Raw genomic sequence first — 21,473 nt, forward strand, 5'->3', positions numbered from 1 at the left:
TAATAATTTGTTTTCGGGGTCAAATATAAAGATTTATAAGCCTATAATAAATCTGTATTAGTAAGCATTTTATTAGCAATTAAAGGAGTAATTTTTTAGCAAATATATTTTTTAAGCAAAATATTAGCAAAATGTTAAGTTATTACTAACAATTGTTGGCATAATACATCGATATTGCTAAGATATATTAGTTTTTACTAACTTTTATGCTAATTAAATACTAAATTTATATGAATTACTAAAGATAATGGATTTAGATATTTGTTAGTTATCCGGTAGGGTAGGACCGTTAGTATAGTCCTTCTATTTGCTGATGTTCGTATTTATAATAACAAACGATTAACTACTAAAGCTAGACAAAAATAGTTTCTCTTAAATCCTTCTATCTTAAGGGAACAGTAATATTAGACGAACAAACTAATAAACGGAACGAGTTTGGTATATCCATTTACTATTACTTTTAACGTAAATGAGTTTTATAGGAAGATTTTCTCTCTTGATACCCTTTTTACCAATTCTAGTAGAGAATTCTACATTTATAGCTGAGAATCTTCCCCAGTAGCAATAAAAGCGTTGGTAACAATCACTTTGGTTGCCTTTCTCGTTCATGAGAAAAATGAAATGAAAGAGTTTATATATTATAACTTCTGTATAAAGAAGTGTATAAAGTCTAGATAGCTCCAATCCTATTTCTCAAGTTGCCTAGTATAAATGAGATAAGCGTTCATGACTATCTAGCCACCTATTTAGAAGCTTAACTCGATTAAAATACTCTTGTGTTCGTCCAAATCAAACTAGCGCTAAATTACCATTCCCGCTTACTACAGCCCTGCGTTTTCTAATCAACCTACAACTTTCGATCTCAGACTGTCCCAACTATTACACAGTGAAATACATTTTTTTACCTAATTGGACATGCGAAAGACTAGTTGGGTCAAGATGCTTACTTAAATGCATAACGGCATATTTTTTGCTCTATATTCTATGGAAGCTGCTTTGTAATATATAACTCATTGTTTAGTTTACAACCAAAATTATGATAGGGCAGGAAGCCCTAATTTCTTTTCAAAAAAATATTTTAGGACTCTTATATTTTAACTATACATGCCTTCTTCTTACCTTTGAAAACAAGGGCTGATAGGGCTATATAATATTGATGTACAGCAATATAAAATTTGGTCATTTTCCTAAATAGGGCCATATCAGCACTTTACAACACATTAATTAAACAATTACTTTAATTAAATGACTCAAGAAATTGAACATTTATGGGCTAACCGAGAGTTGTTAGCGAACCCTGAATCGACTCAACTTATTCAGGACATAATAAAAAAATTAGATAGGGGAGAGCTGCGAGTAGCCACACCACCTACCGAAGAAGGCGGCTCATGGACAGTTAATGAATGGGTTAAAAAAGCTATTTTGCTTTATTTCCTCAGTCAGCAGATGCGGACGGAGGAGGTGGGCATTTTTACATTCAATGATAAAATTCCTTTAAAAACTAACTTTGCTGAGGCCAAAGTTAGGGCGGTTCCACCGGCGGTTGCTCGCTATGGTTCTTACCAGGCACCCGGTGTTATCCTTATGCCATCGTATGTAAACATCGGAGCTTACGTTGACGAGCGAACTATGGTTGATACTTGGGCTACGGTAGGAAGCTGCGCACAGATTGGGAAGGACGTCCACCTCAGCGGTGGGGTAGGTATAGGAGGAGTTCTAGAACCACCTCAAGCCGCTCCGGTTATTATTGAAGACGGCGCTTTCATTGGTTCTCGCTGCATTGTAGTCGAGGGGGCTCATATTGGCAAACGAGCTGTATTGGGAGCGGGGGTTACTATCACTGGCTCTACTAAAATAATTGACGTAACGAGTGCTAATGCAGTAGAATATAAAGGACACGTTCCTGCTAACTCGGTTGTGATACCTGGAACTTATGCTAAACATTTTCCTGCCGGTGAATTTCACGTACCCTGTGCCATCATCATTGGGCAACGTAAAACGTCAACCGATTTGAAAACGTCGCTTAATGATGCATTACGTGAAAACAACGTATCAGTTTAAATGTAAATTAACAATAGAGAAATGAATTGGTCACTCTATTGACAGTGTATTTAAATAAATTGCTTTGCGACACGTCAATAGTCAAGTGAACGTACTGTATACAAAAGAAAAGTGGTCGATGTTATAGTTAAACATCGACCACTTTTCTTTTGTATACAGTCAACATTAATTACAAAATTGTTTTACACAAAATTGGATTCACATTTTTTATAATTTACAGAATCGTTTTGTATTTATATTTGTGACGTTCGATTTAACTACTGATGTTATGACCATTAATGACAAGATTAAACAAATTCTGATCGACAAAAACCTCACACCATCTTATTTCGCTGACGAAATCGGTGTACAGCGTTCCAGCATCTCTCATATATTATCAGGACGTAATAGACCTAGTTTCGATATCATTCAAAAAATAATCCGCCGTTTCCCTGAACTGGGTTATGATTGGATTATGGAAGAGGATAACTCACAAGGAAATCAGGTACCTTCATCTAATTATGGAAACCGTCCTCCTTCAAATAATAACCGACCAGTGACGGATCGGAGAGATCCTTATGCAACAACTAGTCAGTTACCGTTTTCGTATGTAAATCCACCGTCAAGTGTTCGTACGCAACGTAATGAAATTCCTCCTGCTACAACACCGATCAATTCACCTGTACAATTTACCGAACCGGCCAGTGAATCGAACAACGCGCCAGAACCAGTTGTAAACGCAAACGCTCAGGAGAAAAAAGTTGAACGTATTTTAATATTTTATACAGACGGCTCTTTCCGTGAGTATATGCCGTCCATGTAATTCGTCTACCGTAGTCTTTTATTGAATTATTGGTCTATACATCTAATTCATTAGTTACCTACATAATATTCTATCTTCTCATATCAATTCTTCTGCAGGGTTATTAAGAAACTCGTGTAGGAACATATATGAATTGATTGATAAACGATGCGAGTGTTATTTATTGTTCAGGGCGAAGGTCGTGGTCATTTAACTCAAGCTATATCAATGGCGCAATTGCTACTACAGCAAGGGCATTGCGTATTGGTGGCTGGGTTAATGTCGATCAGCACAGACCCGTTCCGCCATTTTTTATAGAGCAGTTTTCATCTCCCATTATCGAACTGCCAGGCCCTTCATTAGTTTATAATCCTCAAACGAATGCCCTTGATTTAAAGACAACCATTAAAGGTATTCTAAAAAATACCGTTGTTTATAAGAATAGTATACGTCAGCTACGTATGGCTATCGAGCAACATCACCCTGATATCGTTGTCAATTTTTTTGAGCTATTGGGCGGTTTAACTTATGCCAGGTATAAGCTTAAGGCGCCTATGGTGTGTATTGCTCACCAATGCTTGGGATTACATCCTAACTTCCCATATCCAACGGGAAAATTACTTGACCGACTCCTTTTTAAAATTCTAATCAAAATCAATAGTTGGGGAGCAAAACAACGATTTGGATTATCATTCGATGAACAATCCGATGTCCCTGAAAAGCGTCTTCGGATTATGCCTCCCTTGTTACGTAAAGAGGTAACCTATAGAAATAGATTCAACGATGAAGATTTTGTTGTTTCCTATACTACTCAACCCGGACTACAATCTGAAGTCGTTAACACATGTTTGCAGAATCCTGCTGTTAACGTTAAATATTTTCAACCACAAACTGACCGTTTTAGTACACCAGTCGGTCAGCTTGAATTTATACCAATTGATGGTCAACTGTATTTAGATAAAATGCAACACTGCCGGGCGGTAATGACCACAGCAGGTTTTGAATCCGTTTGTGAAGCCATGTATCTAGGAAAACCGGTACAGATGAGACCGATGGATAATCACTTTGAACAGACTTGTAATGCTTTAGACGGGCAACGAGTAGGGGCAGGCGAGGCAGTTGCCAAGTTCGATGTCCGTAAATTACTCATCTACACTAACCAATATGATATGTCCGTCAGTGAGCGTTTTCACGAATGGTATAATAAAGGTACACCTCGGTTTATCCAAGCGCTTCAGGATGTAATCAAGCAAGCCAATAAGGAGTCATGAATCAAGCGCTACTAAGCTGGCTATGTTTAATCACAGCCGGATTTTGTCAGATGGGCTGGACATATTCACTAAAACTCATCCGATTTACCAACCTACAATCGTTTTGCTGGAGCAGTTTTAGTAAAGCGAATCTAATTATGATTGGCCCTTGGATAGGTTATATTGTATTCGGCGCAGTAAATTCTTTTTTGCTTTCAATCGCTATGCGCACAATCCCAACAGCGACAGTTTTTATTATCTGGATGGGTCTGTCCATTTTACTAATAAAGTTGTGCGATGTATTCTGGTTTAAACTACACTGGTCTTTTTCTGAATTCTTTTTTATCGGATTAATCCTTGTGGGCATAATAGGTTTAAAATTATCCGTTCAAGCTGACTAGACATTTATAGATATGAGATTAGTGACGCATATTTTAAAATGGATGTGGTTGCCGCTTATAGTAAGTGTCTTACTCTTTGTAAACTCATCTAATTTTTGGCTCAAATATGTCTTTTGGTTTATAACTGCTACCTATGTCCTTACCGATTGTGCACGAGGTGTAAAACCCATTTATTCGTCTAAAACCCATTTATTCGTCTAAAACCTCATTTTTCGCCATAAAATAGACTTTTTTAGTACACTTATTACTTAACTCTCTGTAAAGCAATACTTTACTGTTCCACGTGGATAACGTGTGGATAATACTGTTTACAAGTCCTTCTTAAACCAATACATTAAGTGGATTTTCCATCACCCTAATTGTTGTATAATTTATATTATGTTAAGTAGTATGTTTAAAGAATAGGGCCAGCGTTAGCCAGCCCCACCTATTTGTTATTCTACACAGACTACTTTCTTCTCCTCATACTGCTTGAGGATGTTTTGCAGGTTCGTCAGATTCTCGGTTACCTCTGCTTCCTCTTTAATGGATTTAGCTTTCGTAAAATAAGGTAGCGCCTGTTTGAACTTACCACACACTTTACCTTCAACCTCTTTGCCTTTCGCTTGGTATTCTTTCATATCCATAGCCGCCAGCCCTTTATTCAATTCAGCACCTTCATTATAGTAGAAAACACCTAACTGGTAATTAGCATCATAATTGTTCGGATCAACAGCGATTGCTTTGTCCAGATACACCTTTTCTTGCTTTTTATCTTCGGCAATTTTTTGTTTTAGCGGATCAATTTTTGACGCATCAGCTGCGGCTGTTGTATTCGCTGCAGCGGCTTTAGCATCCGCTTCAAGTTGAGTTATTGCCGCCTTTTGATCGGTGCTCTTTTTCTGTACATCAGCTAACTGACGTTTCAGTTCAGCGTTCTTAGGCTGTTTCTTAATAGCCGCTGACAACCGGGTTACTTCGCTGTTATAGGTTTCGACTAATGCCTTAGCGTCAGCAAGTTGCTTATTCGCCGAACTTCCTTTCTTGGAATCCCCTTCCAGCTTACGTAGCTCTTCCGACGATTTGCTCGCCATGTTATTATAAATAATTGACAAATTTACCAGATTCTGTACATTGTTCGGATCCTTATCGACCATCGCTTTCATACCGGCAATGGCATCATCCATCCGGTTTGCCGCCAGCCAGATATTGATTTTTTCATTCGACAAATCTTTATTCGTCGGAGCCAGCGCAATACCTTTATCGAGCATGGCTAACGCTTTGTCAATTTCATTGTCCGAACGATAGAGTGTTGCCAGCGAACCATAGATAGTAGCGTCTTTTCCCCCACTCGCTACGTATTTTTCCAGTTGTGTCTTTGCCGTAGCATTGTCCTTAATTTGCTGAGCTGCAATGGCACTGTACAAAGGTGCCAGCGTGTCTTTAGGGTTAATGTCACCCGCCATCGCCAAAGATTTCAGTGCATCGCCGTAGTTTTTGCTTTGAAACTTGGCCACCCCCTGCTGCATAAAGGCATTATACAGCGTCGGGCTTTTCAAGGCCTCTTCAGCTTCTTTTGCTAGTTTGCCAGGACCGCCTTTTTTATCTTTATCCAGTTCGACTACTTTCTTATAAGCATCATAAGCGGTTGTGGCAGCTGCCGAATCCAGTTTAATGTTGCCACCGGCGGCAATACCTTCATACGTTTTGGCACGGGCCATCCAGGTACTTGCCTTCGCACTGGATTTGGCATCCGTAATATCCTTATCACTCTTTTCTTTTTCCTTCTTAATAGCGTCCTGAGCAGCCTGATCAACGGTAGCCGCCCCTGTTTGTTGCGCCTGCACACCTGCCGACAGGCAACACGCGACGAGAATCAAAAAAACTGGTTTCATGTGTAAAATGGGGTTGTGTTTTCCTTAATTAGAAACGAAATTACGGAATCTGTCTGTATAAGCATGATAAGCTATAAAATGTTTGAGCCACTTGCTTGATTTTTACATCAGGCAAAGTGGCTCAACTAGCTTATTTTTAGGTATTTATACGTATTACTCCTCCTGGGCAACTTCAGGTTCGGCGTTTTTTCCCTCCTCCCCTTCTTCCTCCTGACGAATTTTTGTTACCGAAGAGATCTGGTCATCCTCACGCAGGCTGATAAGTCGGACGCCCTGGGTGTTCCGTCCAATCACGCTGATTTTGTTTACTGGCGTTCGAATAGCAATCCCTGATTTATTGATAATCATCAGGTCATCATTATCTGCTACGTCCAGTACAGCTACCAGCCGACCCACTTTTTCGGTCACTTTCAACGTACCAACACCTTTGGCACCCCGGTTGGTAATCCGGTATCCTTCGATTTCAGAGCGTTTGCCGTACCCTTTCTCCGACACGACCAGCAACTGCGCTTCGGGCGAGTCGATACAAACCATACCGATTACGTGGTCGGTTGTATCCTCATCGTCGAGCGAAATACCACGAACACCGGCTGCAGTACGTCCCATCGGACGTACCCGACTTTCGTGGAAGCGAACCGCCTTACCAGCGCTGGAGGCAATCACGATATCGTTGTTACCATTCGTCATGCAGACGCCAATCAGTTGGTCATCTTCATCGATGGTAATAGCAATGATACCATTTTGACGGGGGCGCGAGAAGGCTTCCAGCATAGTCTTCTTGATGGTTCCCTGCCGCGTGCACATCACAATGTAATTATTGTTGATGTAATCCTCGTTTTTAAGATCCGTTACGTTAATGACCGCTCGTACTTTATCGCCCGACTCGATATTGATGAAGTTCGCTAGGGGACGACCTTTAGCAACACGTGATCCTTCAGGCAACTGGTGAACAGGCAACCAGTATAATCGTCCCCGCTGGGTGAATACCAGCAAGGTATTGTGCATAGTTGCCGTAAACAAATGCTCCGTAAAGTCCTCTTCTTTAGTAGCGGCTGCTTTAGCTCCAACTCCTCCCCTGCTCTGCGACCGATATTCGGTTGTTGGTGTCCGTTTGACGTAGCCTTCGTGCGAGATGGTGATCACCATGTCCTCGTCGGCAATCAGGGAAAGGTCGCTGATGTTTCCGTCGCCCAGGGCGTTGATAGCCGTCCGACGTTCGTCACCATAGCGTGCCCGGACATCAATCAACTCTTCTTTAATAACCTGCCGTTTACGCTCTTCGCTGGCCAGAATGGCACGCAGTTCGTTAATCTCCTTCATCAACTCGTCGTATTCGGCCTGTAGCTTATCGCGTTCCAGACCGGTGAGCCGTTGCAGACGCATTTCCAGAATCGCTTTGGCCTGCAGGTCGCTCAGCGAGAACTGGCTCATCAGGCCTGTGCGGGCAATCTCCGGATCGCGCGAGGAGCGTATCAGGTTGATCACGGCATCGATATTATCCAGCGCAATCAACAAACCTTCCAGGATATGCGCCCGTTTTTCGGCTTCCCGCAGTTCATATTGCGTCCGGCGGGTCACTACGTCGAAACGGTGCTCAACGTAGTACTTCATCATATCCTTCAGATTCAGCAACATTGGGCGGCCTTTCACCAGCGCTACGTTATTGATACTAAAGGAGGACTGAAGCGCCGTATGCTTATACAGGTTGTTGAGTACTACGTTCGGAATGGCATCCTTACGGAGGTCATATACGACGCGCAGTCCGTCGCGGTCTGATTCATCCCGGAAGGCCGTGATACCTTCGATTTTCTTTTCGTTGATGAGATCAGCCGTTTTTTCAAGCATCACCGCTTTGTTGACCATATACGGTACGTCCGTCACGATGATCTGGGTTTTGCCTTTGTTTTCTTCGATGGTTGCATTGGCCCGCATCACGACGCGCCCACGCCCCGTCATAAAGGCCGATTTAACGCCTTCCATGCCGTATATAGTGGCTCCCGTCGGAAAATCCGGCGCTTTAACGTACTGCATCAACTCTTCTACGGTGATATCATTGTTATCGAGATACGCAATAATACCATCGACCACTTCCGTCAGGTTGTGCGGAGCCATGTTGGTAGCCATACCCACGGCAATCCCCGACGACCCGTTTAATAACAGGTTCGGCAGTTTGGCCGGCATAACGGTTGGTTCCTCCAGCGAATCATCGAAGTTGGGCTGGAAATCGACCGTTTCTTTATAAATATCGTTCAGCAGTTCTTCAGCGATACGTTTCAGGCGCGCTTCGGTATAGCGCATCGCAGCGGGTGAATCGCCGTCGATAGAGCCGAAGTTACCCTGTCCATCCACGAGGGGGTACCGCAGCGACCAATCCTGCGCCATACGTACCATCGTGTCATAAACCGAAGCATCACCGTGCGGGTGGTATTTACCCAGCACTTCCCCCACAATACGAGCCGATTTCTTGTGAGGCTTGTTATAACTAACGCCCAGTTCGGCCATACCGAACAACACCCGGCGATGGACCGGCTTCAGACCATCGCGCACATCGGGTAACGCCCGCGAGATGATAACCGACATCGAATAGTCGATGTAGGCACCGCGCATTTCGTCCTCAATGTTTATGGGAATAATGTTACTGGGAGATTCGAGGTCGGGATTTTCTTCCGCCATTTGTTAGAAGGAGTTTCGCAAAAAATTACTATTCAAACGCCTGGCTTTTGCCTGGCACACCTTATAGACAAATATACAAAATTTTCGGGACAAAACAGAAATAATCCCGTAAATCGCCAATAAAATAGGCAAAAACAGGCCTTTATTTTCATTTCTACCGCCAAAAATTGCGGTTACATCAAGTTGTCTATCATCTAAATGAAATACAATTCTATTTCAACTCAAATTGAGTTATAAAGTTGTAGGGTTATAAGGTTGTAAAGTTGGCTGACGCAAGAGTGGTATGTATGCGTCAGCCAACTTTACAACCTTATAACCCTACAACTTTATAACTTCAATCTTGGGTCGAACACGAACGGTTCGGTACGTAGCAACTGGATTTGCAGGAAATCAGGATGGGCGGGGTTGAGTAGGTAATTCCATTCGTTCGGGATAATGGCCGACGGCACTTTCAGCACGGCCGTTCGGACGCTACGTAGCCACTCCCCTCCTATTCGCTGGCAGGTATCGTATTGTCGGAACTCAAACCAGTCGGCTGGCAGACTGTCGACTGTGATAGTTTCCAGGGCCAGGCTATCCGATACGTCGATAACCATTACCCGAAAATCAGCTAATAAACCCTCCCCGCTCCGGTGTACTACGTTCTCAAGACAGGCCAGCGCCCGCGTGGCGGCAGTATAAACAACCATCTGTCCCCGCTCATTCCAGCGGGCCGCTCCTCCCGAAGCAACCAAACGATTAGCATACTGCGTTTTAGTAATCCGATAAACGAGCAATGTAGTAGTTGTAAAGTTGTAGGGTTATAGAGTTGTAAAGTTGTAGAGTTATAAGGTTGTAAAGTTAGCTGACGCCAGAATCAGGTTTATGCGTCAGCCAACTTTACAACCTTATAACTCTACAACTCTACAACTCCCGTTATGCCAGGTCGCCGTATTCGATACGTATCAGTTCGTCGAAAATGAGGTCAATGCCGCCTGAGGTGTGGAGCAGGTCAAATGGGATTTGGTTGCCTAATCCGTAGGCGGGTTTGTCCATCCAGCGCCGAAACGAGTCGGCGGAGCCAAAAACGGACTCCCCTAGCTGAAACAGCGACTTGATTTTGAGGACTTTCTCGCTGTCCTGTGGATTGAGTTTCTTTTTCTCGCGTTCGTACCGCTGAAACGTTTTGAGGGACGTATCGAACACCTCGGCGAGTTGTTCTCGTTTGTAGCCGGTTAATTCGGCAATCTCGAAAAAACGGGTTGCCGGAATTCCTTTGAGTGCCAGAAAGACAAGGGCTGTGCGGTTCGATGGTATCATACGACAAACATAGGAATTTTGTCTGACAAACACAGAATTTTGTCTATCGGTTCTCCATTTGTCAGCTTCTTCAAACCTAAGTAGATATTACTGGTTATAGTAGTTGATCAACTAATTTTAATATGTTATGAAAAAGGTAACCATAATGCTGTTGCTGGCCGTTAGTACGTTGACTTTCCAGGCCTGTGGCGATAAGAAACAGGAAAGTACCGACAGCGTAGAAAACGCAGATTCGACAAATGAGGCAAAAGAAGAAGCTGGCACCGGTCAGGACGACGACACCAATGAATTTGCGGTGAAAGCAGCCAACGGCGGAATGCTGGAAGTAGAACTCGGTCGGCTGGCCCAGGAGAAAGCCGCCAGTCAGGATGTGAAAGACTTCGGCGCGATGATGGTGAAAGATCACTCGAAAGCCAACGAGGAGTTTAAAACCATTGCGGCTACGCACAACATCACCCTCCCCTCTACGCTGGGTAGTGAAGAACAGGAACACGTGAACGAAATGGCTAAATTATCGGGCGCCGAGTTTGATAAGAAATACGTCAAAATGATGGTCGATGACCATAAAGAAGACATTGATTTATTCAAAAAAGCGGCCGAAGATGACGACACGAATCCGGCCGTTAAGGAGTTCGCCCGCAAAACCTTACCTACGTTGCAAACGCACATGGACCGTATTAATGCCATCGATAAAGCCATGAAGTAATGCATAGCCATACAATCATAAATAACGTATCAACCCGCGCTCAGTTACTGGCGCGGGTTGATACGTATCGGCCAAAATCCTATGAAAACGCGCAACCGAATCTGTTACGTAGTAACAATATTATTGGCTATGAATCACTACGTTAACGCGCAATCGACAACCGGCGGACGTAGCGGAGGCTCAACAGCCTCGACCGGTACAGGCTATCTGACCGGCGGAAAACGGCCAGCCGAAACAAGCCCTTACAGTATGACCATTGACGATGAGGGCTCCGCACGGAATTATATGTACGTACCACCCATGCCCAAGCCTAATCGAGCTTCTACGCCCGATGGTTCAGGTTCGTCAAGGGAACATCCTCGCTCAGATTCGGTTAAAGGTGTTGTGCCGCCAAAAGTCGGCCGGAAAAGTGCGTAGTTGACAACATAGCCTAGTTCGAATAATAGATCTACCCTCACTTTTCGATCAAAGTTCCTTCCTCGACAAATAGCTTATAGCCTGAAAGTGTCTGCACTACGTTGCTGCCGATGATAACGGCATCGTTGCAGGCGAGGCATTGTTGAGATCCGTGAAGCGCAGACCCGGTCGCTTTGTAAACCATGAACCCATCACATCCCTTACTTTCTAGTGAGGATTGCGTGCAGGTTGCTCAACCTGGTTTCGTAAACGGATTACCTCCTGCTCCAAACTAGTGGCTTTGAAATAATAATAAAGACCTAGTACCAAGAATACCTTCGAAAGAATAAATACGGCAATAAAAGCTGCCTTCCAGTGCTTATGGACTCGTATATGCGTAGTATCGACCTCTACCTGAACATACTGGGGCTCTGCCTTGGGTGAGCCATGACGGCTTTGGAAGGATTCATGGAAAACGGGTTCCTCCCATTTTTTTAGATCGGTCTGGTGAATACGCAACTCTATTTTCTCGCGGATGCCCGGTGGGGGTGGCACCGCGTTTCTTAAAAAGTACGCTTCCAGATTGGCTTCTACCTGGTTCAGGTCCGACAAAATATCGTCATCAGTTGCCAATAGGCGCTCAAACTCTCGCTTTTCCTGTTCGCTAACTACCCCTAACAAGTGAGCCTCCAGAATGCCGTCTTTTAAATACTGATAGTTTTTCAAAATCAAAGCTATTTTGAGGATCGTTGGTGTTTAAACTGTTGAGCAATGAGTTGTAAGACAGTAGCCGGGGTCAGCTGTAATTTATCAGCCACTTGCTCAACGCTGTAACCCTGGTAAAACGAGAGTTCGAATACGAGCACGCCCAGATCATCGGTCGCCGACGGCGAAACACTCACGGACGGCCTAACAGGCCTTAAGGCAAGCGCTTTGGCCCGGGCTAATCGAATGAGTGTAGCACTTACCAGCCCCGAATTTTCGGTCAAGGATTTTACCTCTGGACTAATGAACAGCTCAAACAAGACAGTTTGGGCAAGCTCTGGCTCAGGAATGATTTTACAAATGATTCCATACACTAAGGAACCATAACGATCATAGAGCGCCAGGCTGGATTGGCCAGGAGTGCTTTTGGGGGCAGCCGGCTCAGGATAGGATGGATGTAAGGAATTCATTCTGTTTTACTTCGTTCATTAACCAAAGCGTACGCTTCATGGCAAAGAATAGTCTGGCTTCGCTACTTAGGATAGTGGTAGGCGAAACCTTAGTTTGTATCAATTGACTGCAAGGTAGTCAATACCAAGATATTTTATAGTAATTCATGAAAACCCAAACTCAATACGGCTTAGTTTAAACAGGAAGGTTAAGAAACATAGGGTATACTAACACATAGTGTGCGTTAATTTGTGCATTCTAAAACAAGTAACGTTGAACGGCCCATTTTTGGAGGAGATACATCCCCCTGTCTAAAGTATGCATAAATATATTTCCTTCATTGCTATCTCGCTGTTGGTAACCAGCCTTATCTTCTCAAGTCAAAGCGTTCATGCCCAGGTCGCCGAGTTGCCAACCCGCTGGACTAAAGCGGCTCTGGCGGCCCCATTACCACTAAGTGAATACCCGCGCCCGCAGTTGCAACGTAGTGAGTGGCTTTGCCTGAACGGTACCTGGAATTATCAAGGTGGCAAATCGGTCGCGTCGGCTAAGAACCCTACCAGCGCACTTGCTTTCACGGCTACGACCGAAAAAATACGGGTTCCCTATTGTCCTGAATCGGTGCTGTCGGGTATCCAGCGGAAGCAGGAGACCAACATGTGGTACCAGCGTACATTTACCCTACCCCCTGTCTGGAATGGTAAGCAGGTCTTGCTGCACTTTGATGCCGTCGACCACCACGCTACCGTTTTTGTCAACGGACAGAAGGTGGGCAGCCACGCCGGCGGTTATGACGCTTTTTCCTTCGACATCACTGCCTTGCTGGTACCAGGAGCTAACAGCCTCGTCGTGGCCGCTTATGATGCCAATGACGGGCGCACGCCTTCGGGAAAAAACGGCCCTCGAGGTGATTATACCTTTTCTTCCGGTATCTGGCAAACGGTATGGCTGGAACCGGTCAGCCGCGATTATATCCAGACCCTACGGCTATTACCGGACTTAGCAGGCAAGCGGCTCAAACTTGAGGTCAAGGCCAGTGTGGCAGCCCGAATTACGGCGGTCGTGCTGGACGGAAAAAAAGAAGTGGCCCGGGCCGACGGAATGGCCGGAACGGCTTTTTACGTGCCTATTGCCAATCCCAAACCCTGGTCGCCAGATTCCCCTTTTCTCTATGATGTGAAACTTACCCTGACAGCACCCAACGGGAGCGCATCGGATGAGGTAATGAGTTACGCTGGCATGCGGGATGTCAATTTGGGTAAGGTTAACGGCGTTGTCCGCCCCTTGCTAAATGGGCAGTTTGTCATGCAGCTCGGCCTGCTCGATCAGGGCTATTGGCCCGATGGTATTTTGACCGCACCAACGGAAGAGGCCCTTAAATTCGACATTGAGTATACGAAGAAAGCCGGCTATAATCTCATCCGGAAGCACATGAAAACAGAACCCCAGCGGTTCTATTACTGGGCCGATAAACTGGGACTGCTCGTGTGGCAGGATATGCCTGCTATCTGGTATCCCAACGAAGACACCCTGGTCACCCGGGCTACGTTTCGCAACGAGCTGAAAGCCATTCTGGATGACCATTACAACTCCCCGTCCATTATAGCCTGGGTGCCTTTCAACGAAAACTGGGGGGCGTTCGATGTAGCCAATATTACAGACTGGGTCAAGCGGTATGATCCTTCCCGGCTGGTCAATGGCAATTCGGGATTCAACAATAATCCGCCTTATCAAAAAGCGTACGGCGATCCAAAGAACGGCGATTTTGTGGATACTCACATTTATGTGGGTCCCAATAAAGCTTCAGAACCCGACGAAAAACGGGCGGCTTCGCTAGGCGAGTTCGGGGGTGTGGGTTTGTTCGTTCGGGGGCATATGTGGCCCACCGAAAATAACGCCTACGCGTATGAGCCAACTAAAAACGCGCTAACCGATCGCTACGTTTTCTTACTTGACCAGGTTGAACAATTGATGCGCTACCGGGGGTTAAGCGTAGCGATTTACACTCAAACCACCGATGTTGAGCACGAAGTCAACGGCCTGCTCACGTATGACCGGGAGGTAGAAAAAATGGATACGGACCGAATTCGTACTGTCAATCAAGCCGTCATACAGGCCGGTTTTAGTCTGACATCCAGAAAAGAATAGCCTGCAGGTATCCTCAAGGCATTATCACCTAAAATCAGGCATCGGTCTGCCAGGCAGAGCAGGCTTAGCCTATGCATGCGATCTCTCAATAGTGATTATGTTCCTGGGAGAACATTATGGCCTTCTAACGTAGCTGCCTAAAAAGACAGAATCGGAATATACCTTACGTATACTCCGATTCTGTGTGTAATACTGCCTATAATACTAATAAGTATTTGATTTACAGGCTCATTTGTGGAGACGGAGGGATTTGAACCCTCGTCCAGTCCAGGAAACCGACGTGCTTTCTACATGTTTAGGTACACTTAGGATTGTCGGGAATCGGCCCGGTGTGTACCAGACCAAGCGTCATCCGTAGGTGCTTGTTTCTTACTCGGCCGTTAACACCATAAACCGAGCCAGCGCTGCGAGTCGATGCCTCCTGATCCAGCCAGCAGCACGTAGGCCGGGGAGACAATGGCTATTGCTTAATCCTCCGGATTAGGCAGCCATGGCGTAGTTATACTCGCCAGTTATTGTTTTGACGATTTGTTAGGGCGGGAAATTCCGTCAACTCCCGACATGCTTACACGCGACCTCAACAAGCTGTCAATTCCGGTCGTCCCCAGGTTGACACGTACCCGTATAAATAGACGTGTACTTGATTAACTGAAAACAGCCTTGTTTGGTTCGTCTGCAACGTAGTATACCTTTCCCCTAGATAAGCCGATAGCGTAAACTTATTGAGGTATAATTAGTTATCCCAGCACAAACCCTTCGTCCGACCATGACTTTTACCCCTTTTGAAACAAATCTGTATCAGTGCCTGACGCCGTTCTTCGAAGCGAATCAGTTTACCTGGATGCCCGAGAAAAAACAGTATCGACGTCAGACCGAGATTGGCTTTCAGAACGTACTGCTTTCTCCGGTTTTTCACGGCGACGAAACTGTTCTGGATGTGCATGTGGGCTGTCGTAATGAACAGGTTGAGCAGATTGCCCAGCAATTTCTTAATAACCTGATCGACCTGCGCGCCGACGCTAATACGTTGCTCGTTTCTATTGGTAAATTCAACGGGTTTCCAACTACCCGATATAGTATTCATTCGGATGCTGAACTACGCGCGAACTGCCAACAGATTGAGCAGTTTTTCCAGACAGCTGGCTTTCATTTTTTAACCGAATCCTGCTCTCTGCCAACCCTCGACCGATTACTGAATGAGCAGCCAGGGCAACCCTGCCAGTACGTATATAACCAGACGCATCGTTGTTACAAAGGACTCATTACCGCTCGTCTGAATCACAATGCCCACTTCGACGGGCTGGTCGATAGGTATCGACACCGCCTGATCCACCAGACGCAAAATCCCTACGAACAGGTGTACTTCGAGCGACTTATCGCCTATTTATATCACTACTCAGCTAATTAACACAATTGGCTTCGGAATTTCACGGACTTCTACGGTTCCGCCGTACGCTACTATGGGACAGGATTTCGCTCGTTCCAAAGCCTGTTCTGCGCCTTCTGCCCGAATAACGAGCTGGCTTACTACTCTGAGATTGCCCGAAAAAACCGATTCCTTTTTCACTGTTTTTTCGGCTCCTGATACCGTGTGACTTTCACCGGGAAACGCAAAACTGATCACGTAAACACCTTCAGTTTTCCAGATGTCGAGTAATTTGTCCCATTCCGGATTTACCAGTTTTGCCTGTTCGCTCGTATACGTATCAGGCACCCTCACTAATAAACTAAACTGTTTCATTTGCTTGTTTTTTAAACAAAGGTCAGCTTAGCAGTTACTCAATCCTTGTAAAAAATCATTGATTACCAATACCGAACCGATTTAAAGAAATCCGTTGGTGTCAGTCCTGTAAAAAGCTTGAAGTCTTTATTAAAATGAGGCTGGTCGTAATACCCGTTATCAAGCGCTAGATCGAGGAACGAAGCCGGCGAATCGTGTTGGCGAATAATTGCTTTCATTCTGATTATGGAGGCAAACTGCTTAGGCGTTGTCCCGGCCACTTTCCTGAACCGCTTTTCAAAAGCATCCTGGCTGATGCATAAATCGCTGGCCAGCTCTTTAACGCTGATCAGCCCGTTGGATGAATACATGCTACGTATTGCTTCGGATACGAGCCTGTCGGGTTTATGATTGATGAGTTTCGAACACAAAAACCGCTCAACAAGGGCTATTCTAGCTGGATTATGGGCAGCTTCAGCGAGTTGCTCTTCTAGTATCGACATTTCAGTTTGAGGGAAAAAAGTGTCCAGCGAAACGCTTTCTTCAAACAATTCGTGAAGCGGCTGCCTGAAGAAAGCATTTATACCGGCCTCGTTAAACTGCACAACTAAAGCCGCTGAATCAGGGGCGTAGTGAAAAAGCCGGACCGATTTCCGTAAGCCCGAAAAGGTTATTGTGGGCAGGATTACATGGGCAGATTCACGCCGATCGGAAATCTGTCCTCTAAAGCGAAAAGCAATCGTGAATGACGTACCGGGAAGAATTCTGTTTACGAGCTCGTCCTTACTTTCAATCATCCGATACGCCTTAATGTAAGGCTGTAACTGTTCAGTTGGCAGGTATTCAGTCGTTTCCATTAGCTCTTGACTATCTGAATTTTAGGCGATCAGGCACACTGGGAATTATACATAGTTCATCTTGTCAATGTTCCCGCTGTACCGATATCAAGATATCTACTTTCCAAATTGTCGATCTCCCTTTATTAGCCTTTATGCTGCATTCGCTGTCTATCCTACTTCGGATTAGCTTGGCGATCTCTGTTTCCGGGACTATCTTTGCAGCGAAAACACGGCACATCACTACGTTCGTAGCAGTTCGTTTCCGTTAACTATATTATTGCATTCATGAAACCGCTTCATATTCGCCTGACTACGCTGACTCTCCTGGTGTTGACAACGGCTCTGTTTCGCATTTTACCGCATTGGTACAATTTTACCCCCGTAGCTGCCTTAGCGCTCTTTGGTGCCGCTACGTTCGAGCGGAAGTGGCTGGGCCTGGTGGCTCCGCTGGCCGCTATGCTCCTGAGCGACGTAGTGATTGGCTTTCATGGCAACATGGAGTCTGTATACGTTAGTTTCGGTCTGACGTGGCTGCTGGGTTTGTGGGCGCTACGTCGGCCGACGGTGTGGAAAGTAGCGGCAGCTTCGCTGGCATCTTCCCTCCTGTTCTTTCTGATTACCAACTTCGCTGTCTGGTACGGCAGTACGTTCTACCCGCAAACGCTGGCGGGTCTGACGAGTTGCTACGTTGCCGGAATGGCCTTTTATAACGGTACGTCCTTTTTCCTGAACGGAATCCTGGGCGATCTGTTTTTCAGCGGATTATTATTTGGAGCGTACTATCTGCTTCAGCAACGATTCGTAGTATTACGTCCCCTACATGCCTGATCAAACAGTTTTACTCCTGACAAAAGCACAATCATAACGGTTGTGCTTTTTTTTATTCAACCGGATAAAGGTGGAAAATTTGTAGCGTCATAGAATTATAGGATTTACTATCTCAAAACATTGTCCTGGTTCAGCGAACTCTAACCCGCTACAACTATATAACGCTATCACCCCGTATCGAAAACGTCGACGTTCTCCCCGATTTGGTCGATAATATTTGGCGCTTTCGAAGATTCCTGCTACCATTGTATCACTTCGATACAATAGACGTAAATGCTTCAACAGCAAAGTAAAAAGTCAAGTATTCCGGCTTCATCTTCTGATCACCCTATCTGATTTTTATACCTGTTAAACCTATGATAACCAGTACGCATACTTACGCGTGGCTTACACGTTCTTTACGTTACGTTCTTCGGACCGGGCTGGCCGTTGGACTGACGGCATTTATCGGGCAGGATGAGCCCCCCAAGCCCGATGAGAGTCGGTTTACGCCCGTAGTCGTTGCCGACGATTTAGACGAGCCGATGGCTTTTGAAGTATTAAAAGATGGCACCGTTTATATCGCCGAGCGTAAAGGCGCCTTCCGGAAATACGATCCCGTTACGAAAACGACCGACCTGATTGCCACTATTCCGGTCAACACGAAATACGTGAGCGCTGAAGGTGTATCGCGGGAAGCCGAAGAAGGGTTGATGGGACTCTCCCTGGACCCCAATTTCGACAAGAATCATTGGGTTTACCTGTACTACGCGCACCCCACGGAAAAGAAACATCTGCTGACCCGCTGGCAATTACAGAACGATAAGCTCGTACAAGGCTCCGAAAAAGTGATGCTGGAAGTGGGTACGCAACGCGAAGTTTGCTGCCACACGGGTGGCGGTATGACCTGGGACCGCGCCGGAAATCTCTACCTGACTGTCGGCAACAACACCGGCAACCAGCAGGCCGCCCAGACCGACGAACGCCCCGGACGCAGTAGTTGGGACGATCAGGGGCACGCGGGCAATACGAACGATCTGCGCGGGAAAATACTACGTATCCACCCCGAAGCCGATGGTACGTATACCATCCCCGACGGAAACCTGTTCCCAAAAGGCACCGCCAAAACCCGCCCTGAGATTTACAGCATGGGCCACCGCAACCCCTGGCGCATTTCCATCGATAGCAAAACGGGCTACATCTATTGGGGCGAAGTTGGCCCTGATGCCAGCGAGGACTCCGAAATTGGCCCACGCGGCTACGACGAAATGAACCAGGCCCGTAAACCCGGTAACTTCGGCTGGCCGTGGTTCGTGGGTAACGATCAGGCATTCCCGGTTTTCGACTATGCGACGAATAAGCCGCTGGAGAAAAAAGATCCAAAGAAAACTATCAATTCATCGCCCAATAATACGGGCTTGACCGAATTGCCGCCGGTGGCTCCGTCGTTCATTTACTATCCCTACGGCGTTTCTGAGAAATTTCCGCTGGTGGGCTCGGGCGCACGTAGCGCTACGGGTGGACCAATTTACCACCAGTCCGATTTTAAAAATGCCAAACGCCCCTGGCCGGCGTATTACGAGAATAAGTGGATTGCTACCGACTTTTCGCGGGGCTGGATTATGGCCATCACCATGAACGAGCAGGGCGACTACGTATCGATGGAGCGCGTTTTACCAAGTTACCACCCTGTCGAACCAATCGACATGAAGTTTGGGCCCGATGGCGATATGTACGTACTGGAATACGGTAGCAACTGGTTCCGCAAAAGCGACAACTCCCGGCTGGTACGTATCGAGTACAACGGAGGCAACCGCAAACCCAACGTTCAGGCATCGGCCAGCACGACGGGTGGCACGGTCCCGTTTCAGGCTACGTTGTCGGCTGATGGTACTAAAGATTACGACGGCGATGCGTTGAAATACCAGTGGAAAATCGCGTCACCTGGGGCGGCTCCCCGCGTGTTTAACACGGCCAATCCGAACGTACCGTTTGCCAAGGCTGGCGTTTATACGGCTACCTTGACCGTAACCGACCCGCAAGGGGCTAGTAACAGCAAATCGATACGTATCGTAGCCGGAAATGAGCCGCCTAAAGTCAATATCAGTCTGGCGAGTAACAAAACGTTCTTCTTCCCGAATCAACCAATTCAATACGCCGTTCAGGTAGCGGATAAAGAAGATGGCACGCTATCGACGGGCAAAATTGCACCCGGCCGCGTAGCGATGAGCATCGATTATACATCGGAAGGATTCGATTTAGCCGAAGTAACGCAGGGACAACGTAGCGTCGATGCTTCGACTCAATATGCCGTAGCGCAGGCCCTGATTACCCAAAGCGACTGCAAGGTATGTCATCAGGTATCGACCAAATCGGTTGGCCCATCGTTTGTGGATGTTGCCACGAAATACAAAGGCGATGGTGGTATTACGGACAAACTGGTTAAAAAAATACGTAGTGGCGGTGTCGGTGTATGGGGCGACGTAGCCATGCCAGCTCACCCGGCTATGTCGGTTGCCGACGCGGGCACGATTGTCAATTACATTCTGCACGTAACGGATAAGACGTTCAGTACGTTGCCCACCGAAGGAACGTTCACGCCAAAAATTCCGGAAGGTGACAATGGTCGCGGTTCGGTTATCATCCGGGCGGCTTATACCGATAGAGGCAATTCGGCCAGTGGTGTGAAAAATATTCCGACGCAGACGAGCGAAAAGAGCATTGTGCTCCGTAGCCCTCAACTGAACGCATCAGACGCTCCAATTGTCAAAGAAGCGGAACTGAAAGGTCAGGGTATGGGACGGGGAATCAACGTAATACCACGTGCCAATGGCTACATCGCGTTTAAACAAATCGATCTCACCGGAATCAAGCAACTGGAATTGGCGGCCCAGGCTCAGAAACGGGAAGGCAGCGTAGGGGGCACCATCGAAATCCGGCTCGATTCGCCCACGGGTGACTTGGTTGGCGAAACCAACGTAGCAGTTACCGAACGGCGCATGGGTGGTGCACCTGCCACAGCGACAGCCATTCAAAATGCGGGTGGTGTTACTACGTCCCCAACATCTACGTCAACCGTTGCGAGTAATACGTCTGCCCCAACGCCAACCCCAGCAGCCCCTGCTACGTCGGCACCGACCAGCCAGACTACAGCCGCGGCCCCTGCCGGTGGAGGTTTTACGTTCCGTGGACCTACTCCGCTCAAAGCCGATCTGAAAGCGGTGAGTGGCATTCACGATGTGTACTTTGTTTTCAAAAACGATAAGGCCCGCGACATTGAGCCGCTGCTCTCCCTGTCGACCATTACGTTTAACAATGTCAAGAAATAAACCGCCCAGGGCATTGTAGGAGAAAAGGGCTGCT

19 protein-coding genes and 1 other RNA gene are annotated in these 21,473 nt (G+C 46.3%); 11 read left to right on the forward strand and 9 right to left on the reverse strand.

Features of this window, described 5'->3' with window-relative positions:
* The first annotated feature begins 1,245 nt into the window (after window positions 1–1,245).
* The 4 genes from ACYVF1_RS10315 (at window position 1,246) to ACYVF1_RS10330 (ending at window position 4,493) form a co-directional block, all read left to right on the forward strand.
* On the forward strand, window positions 1,246–2,061 hold the full coding sequence (locus ACYVF1_RS10315) for a 2,3,4,5-tetrahydropyridine-2,6-dicarboxylate N-succinyltransferase (RefSeq protein ID WP_461078316.1): 816 nt from the start codon (window positions 1,246–1,248) through the stop codon (window positions 2,059–2,061).
* Window positions 2,062–2,329: 268 nt separating this feature from the next.
* Window positions 2,330–2,863, forward strand: coding sequence for a helix-turn-helix transcriptional regulator (locus ACYVF1_RS10320; RefSeq protein ID WP_461078318.1), 534 nt, complete (start codon window positions 2,330–2,332; stop codon window positions 2,861–2,863).
* Window positions 2,864–3,000: 137 nt separating this feature from the next.
* Entirely contained in the window at window positions 3,001–4,113 is a 1,113-nt protein-coding gene (locus tag ACYVF1_RS10325) for a glycosyltransferase family protein (protein ID WP_461078320.1), read from the forward strand.
* On the forward strand, window positions 4,110–4,493 hold the full coding sequence (locus ACYVF1_RS10330; RefSeq protein ID WP_461078322.1) for a DMT family transporter: 384 nt from the start codon (window positions 4,110–4,112) through the stop codon (window positions 4,491–4,493). The genes ACYVF1_RS10325 and ACYVF1_RS10330 overlap by 4 nt, the downstream gene beginning before the upstream one ends.
* 434 nt (window positions 4,494–4,927) lie before the next feature.
* Here the strand turns inward: ACYVF1_RS10330 and ACYVF1_RS10335 are convergent, their stop codons facing one another.
* The 4 genes from ACYVF1_RS10335 to parS all read right to left on the reverse strand — a co-directional run bounded on the left by ACYVF1_RS10335 (window position 4,928) and on the right by parS (window position 10,339).
* Complete coding sequence (locus ACYVF1_RS10335) at window positions 4,928–6,367, reverse strand: tetratricopeptide repeat protein (RefSeq protein ID WP_461078324.1); 1,440 nt, start codon at window positions 6,365–6,367, stop codon at window positions 4,928–4,930.
* 153 nt (window positions 6,368–6,520) lie between these two features.
* Window positions 6,521–9,040 carry a DNA gyrase subunit A gene (gyrA, locus tag ACYVF1_RS10340; protein WP_461078326.1) on the reverse strand — a complete coding sequence of 840 codons (2,520 nt, stop codon included), beginning with the start codon at window positions 9,038–9,040 and terminating at the stop codon, window positions 6,521–6,523.
* Window positions 9,041–9,366: 326 nt separating this feature from the next.
* The gene (locus ACYVF1_RS10345; RefSeq protein ID WP_461078328.1) at window positions 9,367–9,816 is read right to left on the reverse strand and encodes an RES family NAD+ phosphorylase; all 450 of its coding nucleotides are present in this window, start codon (window positions 9,814–9,816) and stop codon (window positions 9,367–9,369) included.
* Between the two features lie 139 nt (window positions 9,817–9,955).
* The gene (gene parS / locus ACYVF1_RS10350; RefSeq protein ID WP_461078330.1) at window positions 9,956–10,339 is read right to left on the reverse strand and encodes a type II RES/Xre toxin-antitoxin system antitoxin; all 384 of its coding nucleotides are present in this window, start codon (window positions 10,337–10,339) and stop codon (window positions 9,956–9,958) included.
* Between the two features lie 127 nt (window positions 10,340–10,466).
* On the opposite strand from parS, the gene ACYVF1_RS10355 reads away from it, so the two are divergent.
* The 3 genes from ACYVF1_RS10355 to ACYVF1_RS10365 are packed head-to-tail and all read left to right on the forward strand — an operon-like array spanning window position 10,467 to window position 11,462.
* Window positions 10,467–11,045, forward strand: coding sequence for a DUF4142 domain-containing protein (locus ACYVF1_RS10355; protein WP_461078332.1), 579 nt, complete (start codon window positions 10,467–10,469; stop codon window positions 11,043–11,045).
* Entirely contained in the window at window positions 11,045–11,191 is a 147-nt protein-coding gene (locus ACYVF1_RS10360) for a hypothetical protein (RefSeq protein WP_461078334.1), read from the forward strand. Before ACYVF1_RS10355 ends, ACYVF1_RS10360 begins: the two co-directional genes overlap by 1 nt.
* Window positions 11,175–11,462, forward strand: coding sequence for a hypothetical protein (locus ACYVF1_RS10365; RefSeq protein ID WP_461078336.1), 288 nt, complete (start codon window positions 11,175–11,177; stop codon window positions 11,460–11,462). Before ACYVF1_RS10360 ends, ACYVF1_RS10365 begins: the two co-directional genes overlap by 17 nt.
* 207 nt (window positions 11,463–11,669) lie before the next feature.
* Here ACYVF1_RS10365 and ACYVF1_RS10370 read toward each other — a convergent pair whose 3' ends face one another.
* Window positions 11,670–12,167, reverse strand: coding sequence for a hypothetical protein (locus ACYVF1_RS10370; RefSeq protein WP_461078338.1), 498 nt, complete (start codon window positions 12,165–12,167; stop codon window positions 11,670–11,672).
* An 8-nt stretch (window positions 12,168–12,175) separates the two neighbouring features.
* On the reverse strand, window positions 12,176–12,616 hold the full coding sequence (locus tag ACYVF1_RS10375) for a hypothetical protein (protein ID WP_461078340.1): 441 nt from the start codon (window positions 12,614–12,616) through the stop codon (window positions 12,176–12,178).
* 298 nt (window positions 12,617–12,914) lie between these two features.
* Here ACYVF1_RS10375 and ACYVF1_RS10380 point away from each other — a divergent pair, with 298 nt between their 5' ends.
* A complete protein-coding gene (locus ACYVF1_RS10380) occupies window positions 12,915–14,744 on the forward strand; it encodes a glycoside hydrolase family 2 protein (protein ID WP_461078342.1) in 1,830 nt (609 codons plus the stop codon).
* Between the two features lie 232 nt (window positions 14,745–14,976).
* Here ACYVF1_RS10380 and ssrA read toward each other — a convergent pair.
* Window positions 14,977–15,350, reverse strand: a transfer-messenger RNA (tmRNA) gene (gene ssrA / locus ACYVF1_RS10385).
* A 160-nt stretch (window positions 15,351–15,510) separates the two neighbouring features.
* Here ssrA and ACYVF1_RS10390 point away from each other — a divergent pair.
* The gene (locus ACYVF1_RS10390) at window positions 15,511–16,152 is read left to right on the forward strand and encodes a hypothetical protein (RefSeq protein ID WP_461078344.1); all 642 of its coding nucleotides are present in this window, start codon (window positions 15,511–15,513) and stop codon (window positions 16,150–16,152) included.
* Here the strand turns inward: ACYVF1_RS10390 and ACYVF1_RS10395 are convergent.
* Together ACYVF1_RS10395 and ACYVF1_RS10400 are read right to left on the reverse strand one after the other, a co-directional pair.
* Window positions 16,141–16,485, reverse strand: a complete 345-nt coding sequence (locus ACYVF1_RS10395) for a YciI family protein (protein ID WP_461078346.1) — start codon at window positions 16,483–16,485, stop codon at window positions 16,141–16,143. The two genes, ACYVF1_RS10390 and ACYVF1_RS10395, sit on opposite strands and share 12 nt — an antisense overlap.
* A gap of 62 nt (window positions 16,486–16,547) precedes the next feature.
* Entirely contained in the window at window positions 16,548–17,321 is a 774-nt protein-coding gene (locus tag ACYVF1_RS10400) for a helix-turn-helix domain-containing protein (RefSeq protein WP_461078347.1), read from the reverse strand.
* Window positions 17,322–17,588: 267 nt separating this feature from the next.
* On the opposite strand from ACYVF1_RS10400, the gene ACYVF1_RS10405 reads away from it, so the two are divergent.
* Together ACYVF1_RS10405 and ACYVF1_RS10410 are read left to right on the forward strand one after the other, a co-directional pair.
* Entirely contained in the window at window positions 17,589–18,131 is a 543-nt protein-coding gene (locus ACYVF1_RS10405) for a DUF6580 family putative transport protein (RefSeq protein WP_461078349.1), read from the forward strand.
* Between the two features lie 356 nt (window positions 18,132–18,487).
* Window positions 18,488–21,439 (forward strand): PQQ-dependent sugar dehydrogenase, encoded by a 2,952-nt coding sequence (locus ACYVF1_RS10410; protein WP_461078351.1) that lies wholly within the window; start codon window positions 18,488–18,490, stop codon window positions 21,437–21,439.
* Window positions 21,440–21,473: the final 34 nt, after the last annotated feature.

The organism is Spirosoma flavus, from assembly GCF_054778555.1.

What these genes read in the sequence shown, in the direction of transcription:
- gyrA (WP_461078326.1), bottom strand. Translation starts at nt 9,040, where the DNA reads ATGGCGGAAGAAAATCCCGACCTCGAATCTCCCAGTAACATTATTCCC.
- parS (WP_461078330.1), bottom strand. Translation starts at nt 10,339, where the DNA reads ATGATACCATCGAACCGCACAGCCCTTGTCTTTCTGGCACTCAAAGGA.
- ACYVF1_RS10320 (WP_461078318.1), top strand. Translation starts at nt 2,330, where the DNA reads ATGACCATTAATGACAAGATTAAACAAATTCTGATCGACAAAAACCTC.
- ACYVF1_RS10375 (WP_461078340.1), bottom strand. Translation starts at nt 12,616, where the DNA reads ATGAATTCCTTACATCCATCCTATCCTGAGCCGGCTGCCCCCAAAAGC.
- ACYVF1_RS10365 (WP_461078336.1), top strand. Translation starts at nt 11,175, where the DNA reads ATGAATCACTACGTTAACGCGCAATCGACAACCGGCGGACGTAGCGGA.
- ACYVF1_RS10400 (WP_461078347.1), bottom strand. Translation starts at nt 17,321, where the DNA reads ATGGAAACGACTGAATACCTGCCAACTGAACAGTTACAGCCTTACATT.
- ACYVF1_RS10360 (WP_461078334.1), top strand. Translation starts at nt 11,045, where the DNA reads ATGCATAGCCATACAATCATAAATAACGTATCAACCCGCGCTCAGTTA.
- ACYVF1_RS10355 (WP_461078332.1), top strand. Translation starts at nt 10,467, where the DNA reads ATGAAAAAGGTAACCATAATGCTGTTGCTGGCCGTTAGTACGTTGACT.
- ACYVF1_RS10380 (WP_461078342.1), top strand. Translation starts at nt 12,915, where the DNA reads ATGCATAAATATATTTCCTTCATTGCTATCTCGCTGTTGGTAACCAGC.
- ACYVF1_RS10395 (WP_461078346.1), bottom strand. Translation starts at nt 16,485, where the DNA reads ATGAAACAGTTTAGTTTATTAGTGAGGGTGCCTGATACGTATACGAGC.
- ACYVF1_RS10390 (WP_461078344.1), top strand. Translation starts at nt 15,511, where the DNA reads ATGACTTTTACCCCTTTTGAAACAAATCTGTATCAGTGCCTGACGCCG.
- ACYVF1_RS10405 (WP_461078349.1), top strand. Translation starts at nt 17,589, where the DNA reads ATGAAACCGCTTCATATTCGCCTGACTACGCTGACTCTCCTGGTGTTG.
- ACYVF1_RS10335 (WP_461078324.1), bottom strand. Translation starts at nt 6,367, where the DNA reads ATGAAACCAGTTTTTTTGATTCTCGTCGCGTGTTGCCTGTCGGCAGGT.
- ACYVF1_RS10315 (WP_461078316.1), top strand. Translation starts at nt 1,246, where the DNA reads ATGACTCAAGAAATTGAACATTTATGGGCTAACCGAGAGTTGTTAGCG.
- ACYVF1_RS10330 (WP_461078322.1), top strand. Translation starts at nt 4,110, where the DNA reads ATGAATCAAGCGCTACTAAGCTGGCTATGTTTAATCACAGCCGGATTT.
- ACYVF1_RS10410 (WP_461078351.1), top strand. Translation starts at nt 18,488, where the DNA reads ATGATAACCAGTACGCATACTTACGCGTGGCTTACACGTTCTTTACGT.